This window comes from Luteimonas sp. Soil_C_16 (assembly GCF_057657295.1).
In genome coordinates, this window is the sequence record NZ_JBDGIS010000009.1 from 1 (window position 1) to 16,988 (window position 16,988).

General features: G+C 68.0%; 11 protein-coding genes. 3 read left to right on the forward strand and 8 right to left on the reverse strand.

Annotated features, from left to right (window positions below):
* Positions 1 to 307 precede the first annotated feature (307 nt).
* The 4 genes from AC3A5T_RS15345 to AC3A5T_RS15360 are packed head-to-tail and all read right to left on the reverse strand — an operon-like array spanning position 308 to position 3,984.
* Positions 308 to 1,591 carry a TRAP transporter large permease gene (locus tag AC3A5T_RS15345; RefSeq protein WP_332078297.1) on the reverse strand — a complete coding sequence of 428 codons (1,284 nt, stop codon included), beginning with the start codon at positions 1,589 to 1,591 and terminating at the stop codon, positions 308 to 310.
* A gap of 1 nt (position 1,592) precedes the next feature.
* Entirely contained in the window at positions 1,593 to 2,111 is a 519-nt protein-coding gene (locus tag AC3A5T_RS15350) for a TRAP transporter small permease (RefSeq protein WP_487629293.1), read from the reverse strand.
* Positions 2,112 to 2,140: 29 nt separating this feature from the next.
* Entirely contained in the window at positions 2,141 to 3,133 is a 993-nt protein-coding gene (locus tag AC3A5T_RS15355; RefSeq protein ID WP_487629294.1) for a TRAP transporter substrate-binding protein, read from the reverse strand.
* Positions 3,130 to 3,984 (reverse strand): 2-keto-4-pentenoate hydratase, encoded by an 855-nt coding sequence (locus tag AC3A5T_RS15360; protein WP_487629295.1) that lies wholly within the window; start codon positions 3,982 to 3,984, stop codon positions 3,130 to 3,132. The genes AC3A5T_RS15355 and AC3A5T_RS15360 overlap by 4 nt, the downstream gene beginning before the upstream one ends.
* Before the next feature lie 141 nt (positions 3,985 to 4,125).
* On the opposite strand from AC3A5T_RS15360, the gene AC3A5T_RS15365 reads away from it, so the two are divergent.
* The 3 genes from AC3A5T_RS15365 to AC3A5T_RS15375 all read left to right on the forward strand — a co-directional run bounded on the left by AC3A5T_RS15365 (position 4,126) and on the right by AC3A5T_RS15375 (position 7,660).
* Positions 4,126 to 5,079, forward strand: a complete 954-nt coding sequence (locus AC3A5T_RS15365; RefSeq protein ID WP_487629296.1) for an alpha/beta hydrolase — start codon at positions 4,126 to 4,128, stop codon at positions 5,077 to 5,079.
* Entirely contained in the window at positions 5,076 to 6,683 is a 1,608-nt protein-coding gene (locus AC3A5T_RS15370; protein WP_487629297.1) for a carboxylesterase/lipase family protein, read from the forward strand. The genes AC3A5T_RS15365 and AC3A5T_RS15370 overlap by 4 nt, the downstream gene beginning before the upstream one ends.
* 101 nt (positions 6,684 to 6,784) lie before the next feature.
* On the forward strand, positions 6,785 to 7,660 hold the full coding sequence (locus AC3A5T_RS15375; protein ID WP_487629298.1) for a rhamnogalacturonan acetylesterase: 876 nt from the start codon (positions 6,785 to 6,787) through the stop codon (positions 7,658 to 7,660).
* Positions 7,661 to 7,746: 86 nt separating this feature from the next.
* Here AC3A5T_RS15375 and AC3A5T_RS15380 read toward each other — a convergent pair whose 3' ends face one another.
* Genes AC3A5T_RS15380 through AC3A5T_RS15395 form a run of 4 tightly spaced genes read right to left on the reverse strand, consistent with a single transcriptional unit; the run spans position 7,747 to position 16,807 of the window.
* Complete coding sequence (locus AC3A5T_RS15380; protein WP_487629299.1) at positions 7,747 to 11,562, reverse strand: LamG-like jellyroll fold domain-containing protein; 3,816 nt, start codon at positions 11,560 to 11,562, stop codon at positions 7,747 to 7,749.
* 55 nt (positions 11,563 to 11,617) lie between these two features.
* Positions 11,618 to 12,667 carry a pectate lyase gene (gene pelA, locus AC3A5T_RS15385; RefSeq protein WP_487629300.1) on the reverse strand — a complete coding sequence of 350 codons (1,050 nt, stop codon included), beginning with the start codon at positions 12,665 to 12,667 and terminating at the stop codon, positions 11,618 to 11,620.
* Positions 12,668 to 12,675: 8 nt separating this feature from the next.
* The gene (locus AC3A5T_RS15390; RefSeq protein WP_487629301.1) at positions 12,676 to 13,620 is read right to left on the reverse strand and encodes a pectinesterase family protein; all 945 of its coding nucleotides are present in this window, start codon (positions 13,618 to 13,620) and stop codon (positions 12,676 to 12,678) included.
* Positions 13,621 to 13,651: 31 nt separating this feature from the next.
* Entirely contained in the window at positions 13,652 to 16,807 is a 3,156-nt protein-coding gene (locus AC3A5T_RS15395) for a TonB-dependent receptor (protein ID WP_487629302.1), read from the reverse strand.
* Positions 16,808 to 16,988 lie beyond the last annotated feature (181 nt).

Below are 16,988 nucleotides of genomic sequence, written 5' to 3' on the forward strand. Positions count from 1 at the left end.
AAACTCGCTGCGCTCAGACATGGGCTGCTCTTCGGCCACGCCAGGCTCCGGTGCTCGGCTCGCTTTACGGCTCGATTGAAGATCAATAGCAAAGAGCAAAAAGCAAAAGCCAAAACGAAAGCAAAATAAAGCAGCAGCAGGATCACAATGGATTCCCGATTTCGCGGGAATGACGGCGGTGGAGCGAGGCCGAAATTCGCCAAGGACGGACGGCGCAGGCGACGACACAAACAAGCGCAAGGCGGACCCCACAACAGAAACGGCCCCGCAAGCGGGGCCATTTCATCAATCCATCGTCACCCGCCAATCAGGCGCGCAACACACCCGGCAACCACAACGACAGCTCCGGGAACAACGCCACGATCAACAACACCCCCAGACCCGCGAGCCAGAACGGCCAGATCGTGCGCATGCTCTCGCCGACGGTGATCTTGCCGATCGCCGTGCCGATGAACAGCACCGAGCCCACCGGCGGCGTCACCAGGCCGAGACCGCCGGTCAGCACGAGCACCAGACCGAAGTGGATCGGATCGATGCCGTAGGCGCGGGCGACGGGCAGGAAGATCGGGGTACAGATCAGGATCAGCGGGGCCAGATCCATGAAGGTGCCGAGCAGCAGCAGGATCACGACGATCATCAGCAGCACCGCGAGCTTGCTGTGTGCGAACGACTGCAGGAAGTCGACCGCGGCGGCCGGCACCTGCAGATAGGCCAGCAACCAGCCGAACACCGAGGCCGTCGCGATCACGAACAGGATCACGCCCGTGCTGCGCGCCGCATGGACGATCGTGTCCTTGAACTCGCGCAGCTTGAGCTGGCGGTACAGCACGATCGTCACCAGTAGCGCGTAGACCACGGCGATCGCCGCGCTCTCGACCGCGGTGAAGATGCCGGCGCGGATACCGATGAAGATCAGTGCGACCAGACCCAGACCCGGCAGTGCCGACACCAGACGCAGCAGCACCGCGCGCCAGCCCGGGAAGATCTCCACGCCGTAGCCGCGATGCCGGGCGACGAAGTAGCCGGTCACCATCAGCGCGGCGGTCATCAGCAGCGCGGGCATGATGCCGGCCGCGAACAGGTCGGCGATCGACAGTCCACCACCGGCCGCGGCGGTGTAGAGGATCAGGTTGTGCGACGGCGGCACCAGCAGCGCGACGAGCGCCGCGGTGATGCTGACGTTGACCGCGAAGTCGCGGTCGTAGCCGCGCTTGACCATCTGCGGAATCATCGTGCCGCCGACCGCGGAGACGTCGGCGATCGCCGAGCCCGACACGCCGCCGAAAAACAGCGACGACAGGATCGACACCTGACCCAGGCCACCACGCATGCGGCCGACCAGCGACGAGGCCAGTGCGATCAGACGCTCGGAGATGCCGCCGCGCATCATGATTTCGCCGGCGAAGATGAAGAGCGGAATCGCGATCAGCGAGGCACTGCCGATGCCGGCCGACACCTGCTGCACGAGCACGATGGTCGGCAGGTCGAGATACAGCAGCGTCGCCAGCGCCGCGGCGGCGAGTGCGAACGCCACCGGTACGCCGAGGATCAGCAGCAGTGCGAAGACGATGAAGAGAAGCGCGATCGCCATGTCAGAGGCCCTCCCCGGCCGGCGCGGCGCGCAGCACGCCCACGAATTGATTGAGTGCGAACACCACCATCAGCGCGCCGCCCACCGACAGCGGCAGGTAGTTGATGCTCTGTGGCAACGAGGCACCTGCGGCCTTGATGTGCAGCCCGTCGAACAGCAGCACCGCGCCCCAGTAGGCGATGACGATGCCGATCGCGATGATCACCAGCGGGATCACCAGATCCACCAGCTTGCGGATCGCCGGACGCATGTGGTCCTGCAGCAGGAAGAACCCGAAATGGCGCCTGGTGTGCACGCCGGCCGCGGCGCCCAGGCTCATCGCCACGCTCAGCAGCAGCAGCGTCACCGGCTCGGTCCAGCTCGGCGAATCGTTGATCACATAGCGGGCAAACACCTGCCAGCCCTGCACGAGCACCAACCCGAACAGGGCGGTGGCGGCAATGGCGATGACGGCATCGGCCAGGCGATCGAGCGCGCTCTTGGGCGCATCATCGGGCGCGAGGGTCGTGTCTTCGGACATCGTGGATTCCCGTGTCGGAGTCTGTCGGATCAGGCGAGGTCGCGGATGCGACGGTAGAGGGCCTGCAGTTCCGGCTGCTGCAGGTAGCGGTCGCGGATCGGCTGCGCCGCCGTGCGGAAGGCATCCATGTCGACATCGTTGAACTCGATGCCGTAGTCGGCGACCTGCTGGCGCGCGGCGCCTTCGGATTCGTCCCACATCTTGCGCATCACCGGCACCGACGCGCGCGCGGTGTCGATCAGCAGATCGCGATCGCCCGGACGCAGTGCATCCAGCGAGCTGCGCGAGATCAGCAGGATGTCCGGCGCGTATGAATGCTCGCTCTGCGACCAGTAGTGCGCGGCCTCGAAATGCCGGCTGGAATGGAAGCTGCGCATGTTGTTCTCGGCACCGTCGATCATGTGCGTCTCCATGCCGGAGAAGGTGTCGCCCAGCGACATCGGCGTCGGGTTCGCGCCGAGCAGGCGGACCAGGTCGATGAACATGTCCGACGAGGCGACGCGCAGCTTCAGGCCGTGCAGGTCCCGGGGCGTCACGATCGGGTGGCGCGTGTTGTAGAAGCAGCGCGCGCCGCTGTCGTAGACCGCCAGGCCGACGAGATCGCGCGTGCCGAAGCCGTCGAGCACGGTCTGCGCGACGCCGCTGTCGAGGGCGTGGCGCATGTGTGCGACGGAGTCGAATGCGTAAGGCAGGCACAGCGCGGTGGTCAGCGGGAACGCGTTGTTGAGGGCGCCCGCGTAGACGCGCGTCATGTCGATCGCGCCGAAGCGCGCCATGTCGATCGCCTCCGACTCGCGACCCAGCTGGCCCGAGTGGTACTGGCGCAGACGCACGCGGCCGCCGGTCTCGCGATCCATCGTTTCGCCGATCCACTTGACCGCGTTGACGGTGGGGTAATCGGCCACGTGGACATCGGTGGCGGTCAGCACCGTGTGCGCCTCGTCGGCGCGCAACACGGACGGGAGCAGCGGCACGGCGCAGGCCGCGCCGAGCCCGGCGAGGAAGGCGCGCCGTGTCGTCATGCCGCGCCCTTCTCCGTCTGCGGAACCGCGGCGCGTGCCGTCAGCGCCAGTTCGCCATGACCGGCGAACACCACGCGGGCACGCTGGCCCGGCAGGATGTCGTGGATGCCGGTGGCATTGCCGGTCGCGATCAGCTCGCCGCGCTTGAGCGGACGGCCGCGACGCGCCGAACGCGACAGCGCGAAGGCGAATGCCGCGCGCAGGCCGCCGGGCAGCGTGGTCGCGCCGCCGGTGCCGACTCGCGTGTCGTCGATCCAGCTCTCGGCGGTCAAGGAAGCTTCGTCGCGCGTCGTCCAGTCCGGAATCTCGCTGCCGACGACCAGGCCGTTGTTGTTGCCGAAGTCCGACACCACCACGCGCGGGCCGAGCTGGTTGATCGTGGCCAGCGGGCTGCTGGCGACCTCCAGGCCGATGAACAGCGTCGCCGGCAGGGCGGCCGCTTCGTCCGGGGTCCAGTCGATCTTGTCCACCGGTGCGTCAGCGTCGAGACGCAGCACGAATTCGGCCTCGATCGCGCCGAAGCCGCCGGCGAAGACATGGAACTCGCTGGCCTCGCCCGCCTGCTGCAGACGGTTGCGGAAGACCGGTCCGAGCAGACGCTCGTCGCCGGAGGCGTCGCGCTTTTCCGGGGCGATGTAGCCGACCTTCCAGCCCACCAGGGTTTCGGGCCACTGCGCGATCGCAGCGTCCTGCACCGCATATGCGGCGACGAGATCGTCGGGAATGTCGCCGGGGAAACCGGGCAGCGACTGCCCGTTCCGGCGTGCGTCGAGGAAGGCGTCGACGATGCCGCGGGTGGCGTCGCTCGGCGCCGCTTTCGACGTCGATGGATGCGCGGAGGCGTTGTTCAAGCGGGTTGCTCCTGGCCTGGGTCCGTTTGCTGCACCGCAGATCGCGGTGCCTCGGGGTGTCTTGTATGGTAAACCGGTGTCATCTTCAATGTGCACTGCGGCAAAAACACGAAGACGCGGTTGGAAGCGGGAGCGATTGCGATGCGGTCAAGCGGGTTTACAGCGCTTTTGTGGGTGTTCCTGCTTGCACTGCCTGCAGCCGCGCATGCTGCACCCGCACGCGAAGATGCGGCGCGGACGATCGTCCTGTGGAAGCCGCAGGGCGGCGCGTCGGCAGGCCGGATCACCGAACGCAGCGATGATCCCGCGGTGCCCGACCGCATCATCGAAGACGTCCGCGCGCCCTATCTCGCCGTCTACGCACCCGCGCGCCCGAACGGCACCGCGCTGCTGGTGACGCCCGGCGGCGGCTACGCGCGCATCGTGCTCGACAAGGAAGGCACCGCACTGGTGCCCGCCTTCGTGGATGCGGCCGGCATCACCCTGTTCGTCCTGCGCTACCGGCTGCCGGATCGCCGCCATGCCGAGGGCGCCGATGCGCCGCTGGCCGATGCCCAACGCGCGATGCGTCTGATCCGCGCGCAAGCATCCGACTACGGCATCGATCCGGCGCGCGTGGGCGTCATGGGCTTCTCCGCGGGCGGCCACGTCGCCGCGCGTCTGGCGACGACGGTGGACGCGGTCTACGCCGACACGGATGCGGCGGACGCGGCGGCATTCCGGCCCGACTTCGCCCTGCTCGTCTATCCGGTGATCTCGATGCACGCGCCGCTGGCACATGCCCGTTCACGCACGCGCATGCTCGCCGCGTCCGGCATGCCGGACGCCATCACGCTCGAGCGCTACTCGCCCGACCTGCACGTCGACGACCGCACGCCGCCGCTGTTCCTGCTGCACGCGCAGGACGACGATGTCGTGCCCGTCGGCAATGCACTGGCGATGCATGCCGCCGCCCTGCGCGCCGGCGTGCCGGCCTCGCTGCACGTGTTTCCGCACGGCGGCCACGGCTTCGGCACGCGCGGCGCGACCGGCGCCCTCGCCCGCTGGCCGCAGCTCGCCCTCGACTGGATCCAGGAGCAGACCCTTACCCCATGACCGACTTCCCAACCGATCCCGGCCGTCGCCACTGGCTGCGCGTCGGCGCCGGTGTCGCGGCGCTGTCCGCGCTGCCCGGCGCATTCGCCGCCGACACCTCACCTCGCACCACCGTCGCACGCGTGCGCAGTGGCCGGATCGGCGGCAGCGTCGAGCACGGCGTGCACGTGTTCCGCGGCGTACCGTATGGCGCCGACACCGCGACGCGTCGCTGGCAGCCGGCGCTGCAGGAAGCCGCCTGGCGCGGCGTGCGTGATGCGTTCGACTACGGCCCGTCGGCGCCGCAGCGCGGCAGCGACGGCCCCGGCAGCGAGGACTGTCTGCGCCTCAATGTCTGGACGCCTGCGCCGCGCGATGGCGCGAAGCGCCCGGTGCTGGTGTACATCCACGGCGGTGCGTTCAACACCGGCTCGGGCAGCGATCCGCTCTACGACGGTGGTGCGCTGTGCCGCAGCGGCGATGTCGTCGTGGTCACGGTCAATCACCGGCTCAACGCGTTCGGCTACTTGCATCTGCGCGATCTCGGCGATGCGTCATTCGCGCATGCGGGCAACGTCGGCCAGCTCGATCTGGTGCAGGCGCTGGAGTGGGTGCGCGCGCACGCGGCCGAGTTCGGCGGCGATGCCGGCAGCATCACCGTGTTCGGCCAGTCCGGCGGCGGCGCGAAGATCGCGACGCTGATGGCGATGCCGGCCGCGCGCGGCCTGTTCCATCGCGCGTGGACGATGAGCGGCCAGCAGGTCACCGCCGCCGGGCCGCGCGCGGCCACGCAGCGCGCGCAGATCTTTCTCGATGCGCTGGGCATCACGCCCGGCGAACTCGAGCGGCTGCGCACCTTGCCGATGCAGGCCCTGCTCGATGCGCAGCGCGCGCGCGATCCCTCGCGCGTCGAGGACAGCGCGCTGTATTTCGGTCCGGTCGTCGACACGGTGCATCTGCCGCGGCATCCGTTCTGGCCCGATGCGCCGCCCCAGTCGAGCGGCATCCCGATGGTCATCGGCAATACGCGCGATGAGACGCGCGCCTTTCTCGGCAACGATCCGGACAACTTCACACTGAGCTGGGACGCGTTGCCAGCGAAGCTGCGCACGCAGCAGTTCGTCGACCTCGATCCCGCGGTCGTCGTGGCCGAGTACCGGCGCCTGTACCCGGACTACACGCCGTCGGACGTGTTCTTCGCCGCGACCACCGCCGGACGTTCGTGGCGTGGTGCGGTCGAGGAACTGGAAGTGCGCGCCGCGCAGGGCAGCAACACATGGGCCTACCAGCTCGACTGGTATCCGCGCACCGAAGAAGGCGCGCGTCTGCGCGCGTTCCACACGCTCGACATACCGCTGGTGTTCGGCAACACCGCCGTGGACGGCGCGAAGACAGGAAACGCCGACGACGCACGCGCAGTCGCCGCAAGCATGCGCGACGCCCTGCTGGCCTTCGCACGCAACGGCGATCCCAACCACGCCGGCATGCCGGCCTGGGCGCCGTATTCGATGGCATCGCGCGAGACGATGGTGTTCGACGCCGCGTCGCGTCTAGAGCACGACCCGCGCGGCGGCGAACGCCGGCTCTACCAGCAGGCGCCGTTCGTGCAGCGGGGCACCCAGTGACGACGGCTTCGGCCTGCGTGTCCGCACCGTAAGCGGCACACGCGCCGTCTGATGCCGCGATACGGACCGTCGCCTCCCACTCCTTGACTGGAACCGTTCTGATGCATCGATGTCTTGCTACCGCGCTCGCCTGCGCTTTGCTCGCCCCCGGGCCCGCGATCGCGGCCGATGACCCCATGCGGCCGCCGGTCACGCCGATCCAGGCCAGCAAGATCGTGCTGGTCGGCGATTCCACGACCGCCGTGCTGGGCGGCTGGGGCGGCGCGTTCTGCGATCGCCACGTTGCCTCGTTCCTCGCCTGCACCAACCTCGCCCGCGGCGGCCGCAGCACCTACAACTACCGAGCGGAAGGTTCTTGGGACATCGCCCTGCACGAGATGCGCGCCGGGCCTTATGCAGCGGTCTACGTGCTGGTGCAGTTCGGCCACAACGACCAGCCGGGCAAGCCGGGGCGCTCGACCGATCTCGCCACCGAGTACCCGTACAACCTGCGCCGCTACGTCGCCGAGATCCGCGCTGCCGGTGCGCATCCGGTGCTGGTGACGCCGCTGACGCGCCGCCAGTTCGAGAACGGCGTGCTGGTCGACGATCTGGCGCCCTGGGCCGAGGCGACGCGCACGGTCGCGCGCGAACTCGACGTGCCGCTGGTCGACCTGCACACGCGCAGTCGCGCGCTCGTGCAGGGCATGGGGCCGGTGCTGGCGATGCGCGCGGCGCAGCGTCCGGCGGCGCCCGAACAGGTCGTCGCGGCGCAGGCGGGCACGACGATCGGCACGCCGCCATCCGCCGCGCCCACGGCCACGGCGCCCGCGCGGACTGCGGCGCAGGACAATGCCGCGACCGAACCGATGGGCCAAGCCAAACTGGCCTTCGACTACACCCATCTCGGGCCCGAGGGCGCCGCGCTGTTCGCAGCCATCGTCGCCGACGAGCTGGCGCAGCAGGTGCCGGCGCTGCGGCGCAACCTGATTCCCTGAGGCGGCCCTCCGTCGCCGTCACCGCCGCGGCGTGCCGACGACGGCGGTGGGAAGGATCGCCGGCGTGGAGCCGGCGATCTCCGACGTCAGCGCACGTCGACGACGTTGTTGAGCCGCGTTACTTCCTCGCCGTCATCCGGCAGCGCGATGCGCACGCGTCCGCCGCGCAGATCGACGCCCGCCGTGTGTTCGAGACGCAGCGTGACATTGCGCGGCTGCAGGTCGCGCGGCGCTTCGAGTGCGGGAATGTCCGCACGCGCGAGTTCGCGGCCACGCGCGTCCTCGAGGATCGCCACGCCACCCGGTGCATCGGCGTGACCGAGGCTGTGCACGGTCACCTCGACCGCACCGTCGACCACGCGCACGTCGCCGCGACCGATGCCGAGGTCGGCGCGCGTCTCGACTGGCGTGCCCGCCTCGATCAGTTCGAACTCGAACACCTGGGTCTGGCCCGAGGCGAACGACAGGTCCACCGACGCACTGGACTCCAGCGTGACCTCGCGCGTCTGCGCGCGGCCGTCGATGGTCTCGTCGCCGGTGCGGTCCACGCCGTTGGTGATGCGCCAGCGGCCGGGCGCGACGTTCCAGCCGGTCATCGTAGCCTTCGCGGCGCGCACGCCGGTGTTGTGCGCGATCACCTTGAACGCCTCGCGCGACGGCGCCGACACCAGCAGCGCGACGGTTTCCGCCTGCGCGTCATCGGCGAAGCGCCAGCTCACCGTGTGACCGGGATACGTGGTGTTGCGACGCAGGGCCAGACCGCCGAGGCGGGCGCGCTGCAGGAACTCGCTCGGCGCTTCGACGCGATCCGACCACCAGTGGCCCTCGGTGTTCATGTACTCGCGCATCGCCTTGGCCTGGATGCCGTCGGCATGCAGGGCTTCGAGATACGCCTTGTTGCCGGTCTGCTGCCAGGCGAACACGCTCTGCACGCCGGTGTCGCCCTTGTCGGCCGACTGCTGCAGACGCGTGCCCCAGTCCTCGCGCTTGCCGAGCACGTCGACGTAGTTCTCGGCCAGGTTCGACAGCCCCGCAGGTCCGCTGCGGTCTACGCGGTACTGCAGCGGCTTCAGATACTTCTCGTCACCGGTCCAGCGCCACGCGGCCCAGTACAGATGCATCGTGTCGGCGCCGCCGGAGCCGTCGAACAGATCGCCGCCGCGGCGCTCGCCGGTCGCCCAGTTGATTTCGTTCGGCAGCTGCCAGGCACCCTTTTCGTCGGTGTAGGCGTGGGCGAGATAGCCATCGGCCAGCCCGGTGATCATCGCGCGGCTGGTCGGGTCGGCATTGAACACGCCGAGCAGGAACGCCGGATGCAGCACCGGGAACGAGTACGGCTTCTGCCACTGCCAGCGCGGTTCGCGGTAGACCTTGTGGCCGCCGAACCAGTTGCTCGAGAACAGCACGTGGCCCTGCGGGTTGCGCAGCACGATCTTCTCGTCGAGATCGCGCACGGTTTCCATCAGCCGCGTCATTGTCAGTGGATCGCCCCAGTTGAGCAGGGTCATCGCGCTGTTGGTATTGATGCCTTCCTCGTAGGCATGCAGCTCGTCGGTCTCGATGGTCGACAGGCCGCCGACGAACATGTCGTTCTCGTAGGCCGCATCCGCGAGTGCGGTGATCGAGGCGTTGATCTTGTCCGGGATCACGCCCATCAGCGCCAGGCCCGGCCACTGCTGCGACAGATCGCTGTCGTCGGAAATGCCGCCGCCGAAATCGCCGAACTCGACCTGGCGCTCGTCGATCCACCATTCGATGAAACGGCGCACGGCCTTGAGGTCCTCGAGCTGGCGGAACGCCCACAGCGGCACGCCGGCCGGCGCCTGCGGCTGCTCGAACGGCGGCAGACCCTGGCTGTTGTAGCTCATGTAGTTCCAGTAGCGCCGGCCCAGTTCGTGGCCCGGATCCACCCGCAGCAGATCGCTGATGTCCGCGTACGCGCGTGCGTACAGGCGCTGACGCTTGGACGTAGTGTGCTCCTCGACCAGGAAGCCCCAGTTGTCGCGGACCTGGTTGAAGCGGTCGGCAACGTGTTCGACGATTGCCTCTTCGCGCGGCTTGTAGACCATGCGCACTTCGGCGCCGTCGAGCGCCGCGGCGTCGAAGCCCGGCGCAGCCGAGGCGATGCTGATCCACAGGCTGTCCTGGGTCAGGATGCGGTCGCGCAGGTCCAGCCACAGCGTGCGCTTCTCGCCCGGTGTCACCGAGACCGACACGTCGATCATGTCGCGCGCCGGCCAGATCGGATCCTTGATGCGGATGTTGAGCGGGATCGCGTCCTCACCATCGACGCTGTGCGTCGCCGGCAGCTTCAACGCGGGAATGTCGATGGCGATGCCGTCGAGCCCGTCGTACATGTTCTCCCAGCTGTGCGCCCAGCTGCGGATCAGCGGCTGCGCGGCCGGCGCGTTGCCGATGCCCGACGGAATCAGCACGTGCACGATCGGCTGTCTGGCCTCGCGCACCGGCGGTGTCGTCCGTTCGCGGAACGCCGCGCGGCCCGGCAGCGCCAGCACCATGCTGCGCTCCTCGGGGGCGTAACGTCCTTCGATGAAGGCGCGCAGGTCGGCGAGGTTGGTGTAATCGATCTCGGCATTGCTGCGGATCGTGTACGCCTGCTTCACCGAACCTTCGGGCTCGGCGGCATCGCTGACGTGGTACGCCCAGATCTCCTGGATCGGGGTTTCCTGCGCGGTGTTGGCGAAGCGCAGATGCCCGCCCTGGCGGGTCTCGAACTCATCCACGCTGCGCACCGTGCCCTGATGGCGCGAGAACAGCGGCTGCTGCGCGTCGGCATCGGCGCCGTAGGTCGCTTCGCCGTAGGCGGCGCCGCGCAGTTCGATGCGGTTGAAGGGTTCATCAGGCAGGGTCAGATCCAGCGCCTTGCCGCCATCGACATAGGTGTTCCAGTCGGGCAACTGGAAGTAGTCGTCGCGGCCGCGCAGCCGCGAGCGGTTGTAGACGCCCGGCCAGGTGGTTTCGGCGATGCCGTCGGTGGCCTTCCACATCCACTGCTTCAGATCCTTGGTGTCGGCGAATTCGACCTTGCGGATCGTCGTCACCGGCGTGTCGAGCACCGGCGGCGCGACGCCGTCCGCCCAGCCGTGGCGGAACAGCCACGCGGCATGACGATCGTTCGGCGCGACAGCGGCGGTCGGCGCACGGAAGCTGCGCACGGCCTGCACGCCGCTGGCATCGAGCATGCGGTCATGCACGCGGATGTCGTCGAAATCGCTGCCGCGCAGGAAGTTGTAGCGGCTCTGCACCTGGTGCGGGGCGAGGATGCGTGCGGCGAGACCGAACTGGTCCAGACCCGCGTCGTAGTCGAAACCGGCCTGCGCATTCGCCGGGCGCTCTTCGCGCGCGACCTCGCGGCCGTCGATGTACAGACGCACGCCGATGGTCTCGTCCCAGGCGAACGCCACATGCGTCCACGCATCAGCGGCGGGCGCGGTGTCCATCTTGAACGAGACGCGCGTGCGCGACAGGTTGGCATCGGTCACGAAGGCGTCGAAACCCGCGCCGTTCCAGTCGATGCGCAGCCAGGCCATGTCCCAGCTGGAGTGGTCGGCATAGCCGACGCGGAAGATCACGAACGGCGCCTCGCCGACCGGATCGCGCGAGCGCCAGAAGAAACTCAGCGTGCCGCGTGCGGCGTCGATGTTGCCGGGTGCGTTCCACGACAGCACGCCGTCGTCGTCCCATTCGATCGCGCGGCCGCGGACGCCGTCGTCGACCAGGCGCACCTTGTCCTTGAAGTTCGGCACCGGATCGCCGGCCGCGGTATCGGCGACGAAATCCTGGTCGGCCGACACGTGGAACAGCAGGCGGGGCGTATCGTCCGCATGGACGGCGGCGGACAGGCCCAAGGCACAGGCGACGGCCAGGACTCGCTTCGACATCTGGTTCAACACTCGATCTCCTCGACAGCGCGCGCCGGCCGCAGCCGGCACGTCGTTACGGATTGTCGGCCCGATGGCCCTCCAGCGCATGGCGGCGACGCCATTGCGGCAGATCCTTTTCCAGCAGCGCCTGCGGCCAGATGCCGTACCAGGCATAGCCGGTGCGGCGCTCCTGCGACATGTCGGCCAGCGACGCGACCACCGCGCCGCCGCGATCGACCAGCAACGGCCGTTGCCGCTGCAGATCGTAGAACCGGGCCCAGACCGTCGCGCCCGGTTGCGCGACGAGACGGACATCGCGCGGACGCGATCCGTCGCGGCCGATGCGCTCGATCGCGGTGTCTTCCAGATCGTGCGCCTCGAACCAGGCTGCCGCGTGTTCGACCGCCTCGACGATACGCGGCGACAGCGGCTGTCGCATCAGCAGGCGCACGATCGCGACCGATTCCGCGCTCGCCAGCGACGGCAGCTCGTAGCTGCGTGCGGTGGCCGGCTGCAGCGTGGTCTCGTCGTACTGCGCGGCCCAGATCGTCGGCGTGCCGTCGATGCGGACCTGCAGGTCGAGGATCAATGCGATCGCCCGTTCGACCGCACCCGCCGCGGCGTCGCCGCGCAACGGCTGCAGTGCCGCGAGTGCGCCCTCGCCTTCGGCGATGTCCTGCAGCAGGCCGACGACCTGGGTCATCGCGTCGTCGTTGAAGGTCACCTGGCCGCGATAGCTGGAGCGGTCCGGATGGAACTGCGGCCAGCCGCCGTTGGCGTACTGCGCGGCGAGCAGATAGACGACGCCGCGCACGGCGGCATCGCGATAGCGGGTGTCGCCGTGCGTGCGCCACGCGTCCGACAGATGCGCGATCTCGCGCGTGGTCGCGTCGTTGTCGATCGTCGCGTCGTCTGCGCGATCGGCCTGCGCGAGCGCGGCGCTCGCGGCGTCATTGAACGGCTCCGCGTAGTCGATGGCTTTGCCGTCGAGATGCTTGGGCCAGCCGCCGGACGCGGTCTGCGTCTGCAGCATGCGTTCGGCGACGGGATCCGCACCAGCTGCGAACGCGGCGGTGCCCGCCATGAGGCCTGCCAGCAGCACGGCACACTGCAACACACGCATCGGACATCTCATTCGAACGGTCTCCAGTCCTGCATCAGCGTGGCGGTGTCGGGTGCGGCCCCGGTATCGCGCAGCCACGACACGCGGCCGTCGAGCGCGCTGCCCGGGCCTGTGTTGCCATGTTCGGCGAAGCGTGCGGTGGCCTGGTTGTCGGGCTTGCCCCAGTCGTGCCACCCCTCGGCCGGCACCGGTGCATCGATGCGGCACGTCTCGAAGCGTGTGGCGCCATGCGGCCGCCATGGACGGCCGAGATACACCCGGGTCACGTCTGGCACGGCAGTCAGGGTGCAGTCGCGAAACACGAAGCCGTGGGCCTGGTCTGCGGGCGTCGACGGCGCGGTGACATAGCCGTCGCCGACCGAATGCAGCGCACAGCGCTCGAACAGCGCGGTCGCTGCGCCGAACACGTAGTCGACCGTGCCTTCGATGCGGCAATCGCGGAACCATGCACGGGTGCCGGCCTTGCGCAGGTACAGCGTGTCCTGGTGTCCGAGCAGATGCACGTCATCGAAGGAGGCGCGCGTGCCGTCGACGACCAGCGCCACCGCCTGCCCGACCGGTCCGGCGTCGTTGGCGATGGTCAGATGTTCGGCGTGGAGATCGTCGGCGCGCACGAACAGCGTCGCCGAGCCGTAGGTGCCGAACGCTTCGCCGGTGCGCGGATCGATCCGGCTCGCGTAGTGATTCTGGACGATGCGGGTGTGTTGCGTGCCTGCGCCGATGAGCCGCAGTGCGGGCGCGTCTGGCGGCACGTCGACGACGCCGCGCCAGATGCCCGCCGCAATCCGGATCGTCGCGGCCTCGCCGCCTGCGACTGCCGCATCGACCGCGGCCTGCACATCATCGAATGCAGCGTCGCCAGTGCCGACATCGAACACGCGCTCGGCCAGTGCGGCCGGCGCGAGCAGTGCCAATGCCAGTGCAAGGCAGACACGCCCCCGCCACCGTCGCATGCGCGACGGCAGCGGGCGACGCAGGGAGGCCTCAGAAGCGATAGCGCGCACCGACGTAGTACTGGCGACCGGTCGTGGTGTAACGGTCAGGCAGCATCAGGTCGGAATCGACGTAACGGCGGTCCGGCGTGTCGAGCAGATTGACCGCTTCGAACGTCAGGCTCAGCTTGTCGGTGAGCTTGTACGAGGTGTTGAAGTCGACGTTGCGCACGCTGTGCTTGCCGGTGACGTCGGCGGTCCCGAACTGGTTGCCGTCGAGATCGACGATGTTCTCCCGGCTCAGCACCTCACCGATGTAGCCGTCGCGGTAGCTGGTCGACACGCGCGCACTGAAGCGGCCGTCGTCGTAGTACAGCGTGGCGTTGTACGAATTCGGCGACAGGTTCACCAGCTGGTTCTCGGTGATCTGGGTCACGACCGCGGTGTTGTTGCTGGCCGCGGTGCTGAACATGTACTCGATGTCCGAATCGACATGCGTGTAGTTCATCTGCACACCGAACTTGCTCCAGAAGCCCGAAAGGAAGGTGAAGGGCTGCTGGTAGGTCAGCTCCCAGCCCTTCAAAGGACCGCCGGGGGTGTTGTAGTAGCTCTGCACGTTGAAGATCGTATTGGCGTTGAAGCCCGGCGGCAGCAGATCCAGCGAGTAGCCGAGCTCCGACCACGTGCTCAGCAGACGCGTGCGCTGCACGTAGGTTTCGATGTCCTTGTAGAACACCGCGGCCGACAGCAGGGCGCCCTCACCGAAGTACCACTCCGCGCTCAGGTCGAAGTTGGTCGAGCGGAACGGATCGAGCTTCGGGTTGCCGAGGTTGATCGAGTAGAAGCGACCATCGTCGAAGAAGTTCGTCGGGCCACCGGTGACGCTGGGCGACATGTAGGTCAGCGTCGGACGGGCCATGGTCTTGGCCGCGCCGAAGCGCATCACGAAGGTATCGGTCAGATCCCAGGAGAGATTCAGCGACGGCAGCACGTCGGTGTAGTTGTGGCCGACGACGCTCTCGACGACGAAGCGGTCGCCGGCCGCGGACGTCGCATTGGCGACACCGAACACGCGCTCGCAGTTCGCCTCGCCGCCCGTCGGGCACGGCGCCCAGCCTGCGGCGCTGATCTGGGTCTTGACCAGTCGCACGCCCACGTTGCCGCGCAGTGCGCGCGAGAACAGATCGGTGTTGAAGTCGAGCTGGGCGTAGGTCGCCATGCTGCGTTCGTTGACCGAGAAGTTGTTGTTCGACGAACCGAAGTGACCGATGCCGGCGAGACGGTAGTCGCCGCCCGGCACGCCGTTGTCGGCGTTGCTGTAGATGTTCAGCAGACCGGCGATCCTGTCGAAATCCGGAATCAGCCACGAGGCCGGCATGCTGCCCGACAGGTTCTTGCCGAAGCCGTCGAGCGTGGTGCTCAGATCACCGATCGTCACCCCGGCCGGCAGCGCCTGCGGCAGGCGGCCGTAGCTGATGTGCCGGTATTCCTCGGTGCTCATGTCGTAGTCCTTCCACGCCAGGCCCGTGCGGAAGGTGAACGTGGGATTGAGATCGAACGACAGATCGACCTTGGCCGAATCGAAGGCGTTGCTGACGTAGTTCGGGTTCAGACGCACTTCGCTGATGTTCGCGCCGCGGGCCGTGCCGTTGCTGTTGACCGGCACCGCGCCGTAACCGAGCCACTGCCACGCATCCGGGCTGCTGGTGTCGAACGGGAAGGTCATGCTCGGCATCTCCGGATCGCCGCGCAGATCGAGCACGAAGCCGTCGAGGTTGGCGTTGTCGAAGCTGACCATCGAGAAGATCGGGCGCGCGTAGTCCGACGACGAATGGCCGATCGTCGCGTCGAGGCGCACCGCGTCGTTGAAGCGGTGTTCGAGCTGCAGGCTGAACTGCTTGAACTCGGTCGACTCTTCGATCTGGCTGGATTCGGTGCGGAAATCGACGTTGTCGAACACGCCGTACTGCAGCCGGTTGCGGTCGTCGACCTGCGCTTCGCGCACGACGATCTGGGTCTTGCCGCCGAGGTTGGCGGTGCGGTGCAGATTCGCGCCCAGCGAATCCTCGCGCTGGTCCTTGTCGAGCTTGGAATACAGCGCGTCGAAACTCAGCAGGGTGTCGTCGCTGATTCGGAACTGGAACGCGCCGGTGACGCCAAGACGCTCGATGTCGTGCTTGGTGCGGATGTAGCGCGGGTAGCGCGGCAGCCAGGCATTGGTCGCGGTCTCGTAGGCGGCGATGTTCTCCGGCGTCGCGGCAGGACGCGGCAGCCCGGTGCCGCAGTTGTTGGCGTCGATGCCGTAGCTGCCCCAGCCGTTGTTGCGGTCCTGGTTGGCCTGGCTGCCGACACCGGCCGGCGTTTCGTTCGCCAGCGGATTGCGCGGCGTCTGCGGGTTGTAACCGGCCGGCGAACAGAATCCGTAGGTGCCGTTGTTGGCGACGTTGGACTGATTGGAGTTGCGGTGGTTGCCGTGCTCCCAGCGGACCGGGTTGTAGCCTTCCTCGAAGATCGTGCGCTGGCTGTAGGACGCCGACAGCAGCGCACCAACGCGGCCGTCGGCCCAGGTGTTGCTGATCAGGCCCGACACGCGCGGATCGTTTTCTTCCGACAGCTCGTTGTAGCCGACCTGCGCGCTCGCCGAGGCACGGAAGCCTTTGAAGTCGAACGGGCGCGAGCCACGCAGATCGACGGTCGAGCCCAGCGAACCTTCGTCCATCTGCGCCGACTGGGTCTTGTTGACCTTGACCTGGCTGAAGAGCTCGGAGGCGAAGGTGTTGAAATCGAAACCGCGAGACCGGTTGACGCCGGCGCTGCCGCTGCCGGCAGTCGCCAGCGCTTCGAGGCCGTTGAGGCGCACGCGGGTGAAGTCGAAACCCAGGCCGCGCACCGAGATGCGCTGGCCCTCGCCGCCTTCGCGATCGATCGAGATGCCGGCGATGCGCTGCATCGATTCGGCGAGATTCTGGTCCGGGAACTTGCCGATGTCCTCGGCGAAGATCGCATCGACCTGCTCCACGCTGTAGCGCTTCTCGTCGAGCGATTTCTGCAGGCTTTCGCGATAGCCGGTCACGGTCACGGCGGCCATGTCGACGGCGCGCTCCTGGTCCGCGGGCTGCTGCGCCATTGCCGGCGAGGACAGGACGACGGCGATGCCGGCGGCCAGCAAGGTAACCGGTGTCTTCCGGCTGCTACGGATTCGATCCATCAACGCGCTCCTCCCCAAAACCTGTGGTCTTCTTCTCGTGCGGAAGGTCGCGTCCCGCGCCTTCTCTGTGTCGTCAATGACACCGATGGTCATCGAGGCGCGTAACCTAACAGCGCGGGGCACGAGCGGCATCTTGCAACGCAACAAGACGGCATCGAATGTGGGGTGAAACCTGCTTGTT

Excerpts from the sequence above, each read along its gene's own strand:
- AC3A5T_RS15345 (WP_332078297.1), bottom strand. The coding sequence starts at position 1,591 with ATGGCGATCGCGCTTCTCTTCATCGTCTTCGCACTGCTGCTGATCCTC.
- AC3A5T_RS15350 (WP_487629293.1), bottom strand. The coding sequence starts at position 2,111 with ATGTCCGAAGACACGACCCTCGCGCCCGATGATGCGCCCAAGAGCGCG.
- AC3A5T_RS15355 (WP_487629294.1), bottom strand. The coding sequence starts at position 3,133 with ATGACGACACGGCGCGCCTTCCTCGCCGGGCTCGGCGCGGCCTGCGCC.
- AC3A5T_RS15365 (WP_487629296.1), top strand. The coding sequence starts at position 4,126 with ATGCGGTCAAGCGGGTTTACAGCGCTTTTGTGGGTGTTCCTGCTTGCA.
- AC3A5T_RS15370 (WP_487629297.1), top strand. The coding sequence starts at position 5,076 with ATGACCGACTTCCCAACCGATCCCGGCCGTCGCCACTGGCTGCGCGTC.
- AC3A5T_RS15375 (WP_487629298.1), top strand. The coding sequence starts at position 6,785 with ATGCATCGATGTCTTGCTACCGCGCTCGCCTGCGCTTTGCTCGCCCCC.
- AC3A5T_RS15380 (WP_487629299.1), bottom strand. The coding sequence starts at position 11,562 with ATGTCGAAGCGAGTCCTGGCCGTCGCCTGTGCCTTGGGCCTGTCCGCC.
- pelA (WP_487629300.1), bottom strand. The coding sequence starts at position 12,667 with ATGCGTGTGTTGCAGTGTGCCGTGCTGCTGGCAGGCCTCATGGCGGGC.
- AC3A5T_RS15390 (WP_487629301.1), bottom strand. The coding sequence starts at position 13,620 with ATGCGACGGTGGCGGGGGCGTGTCTGCCTTGCACTGGCATTGGCACTG.
- AC3A5T_RS15395 (WP_487629302.1), bottom strand. The coding sequence starts at position 16,807 with ATGGATCGAATCCGTAGCAGCCGGAAGACACCGGTTACCTTGCTGGCC.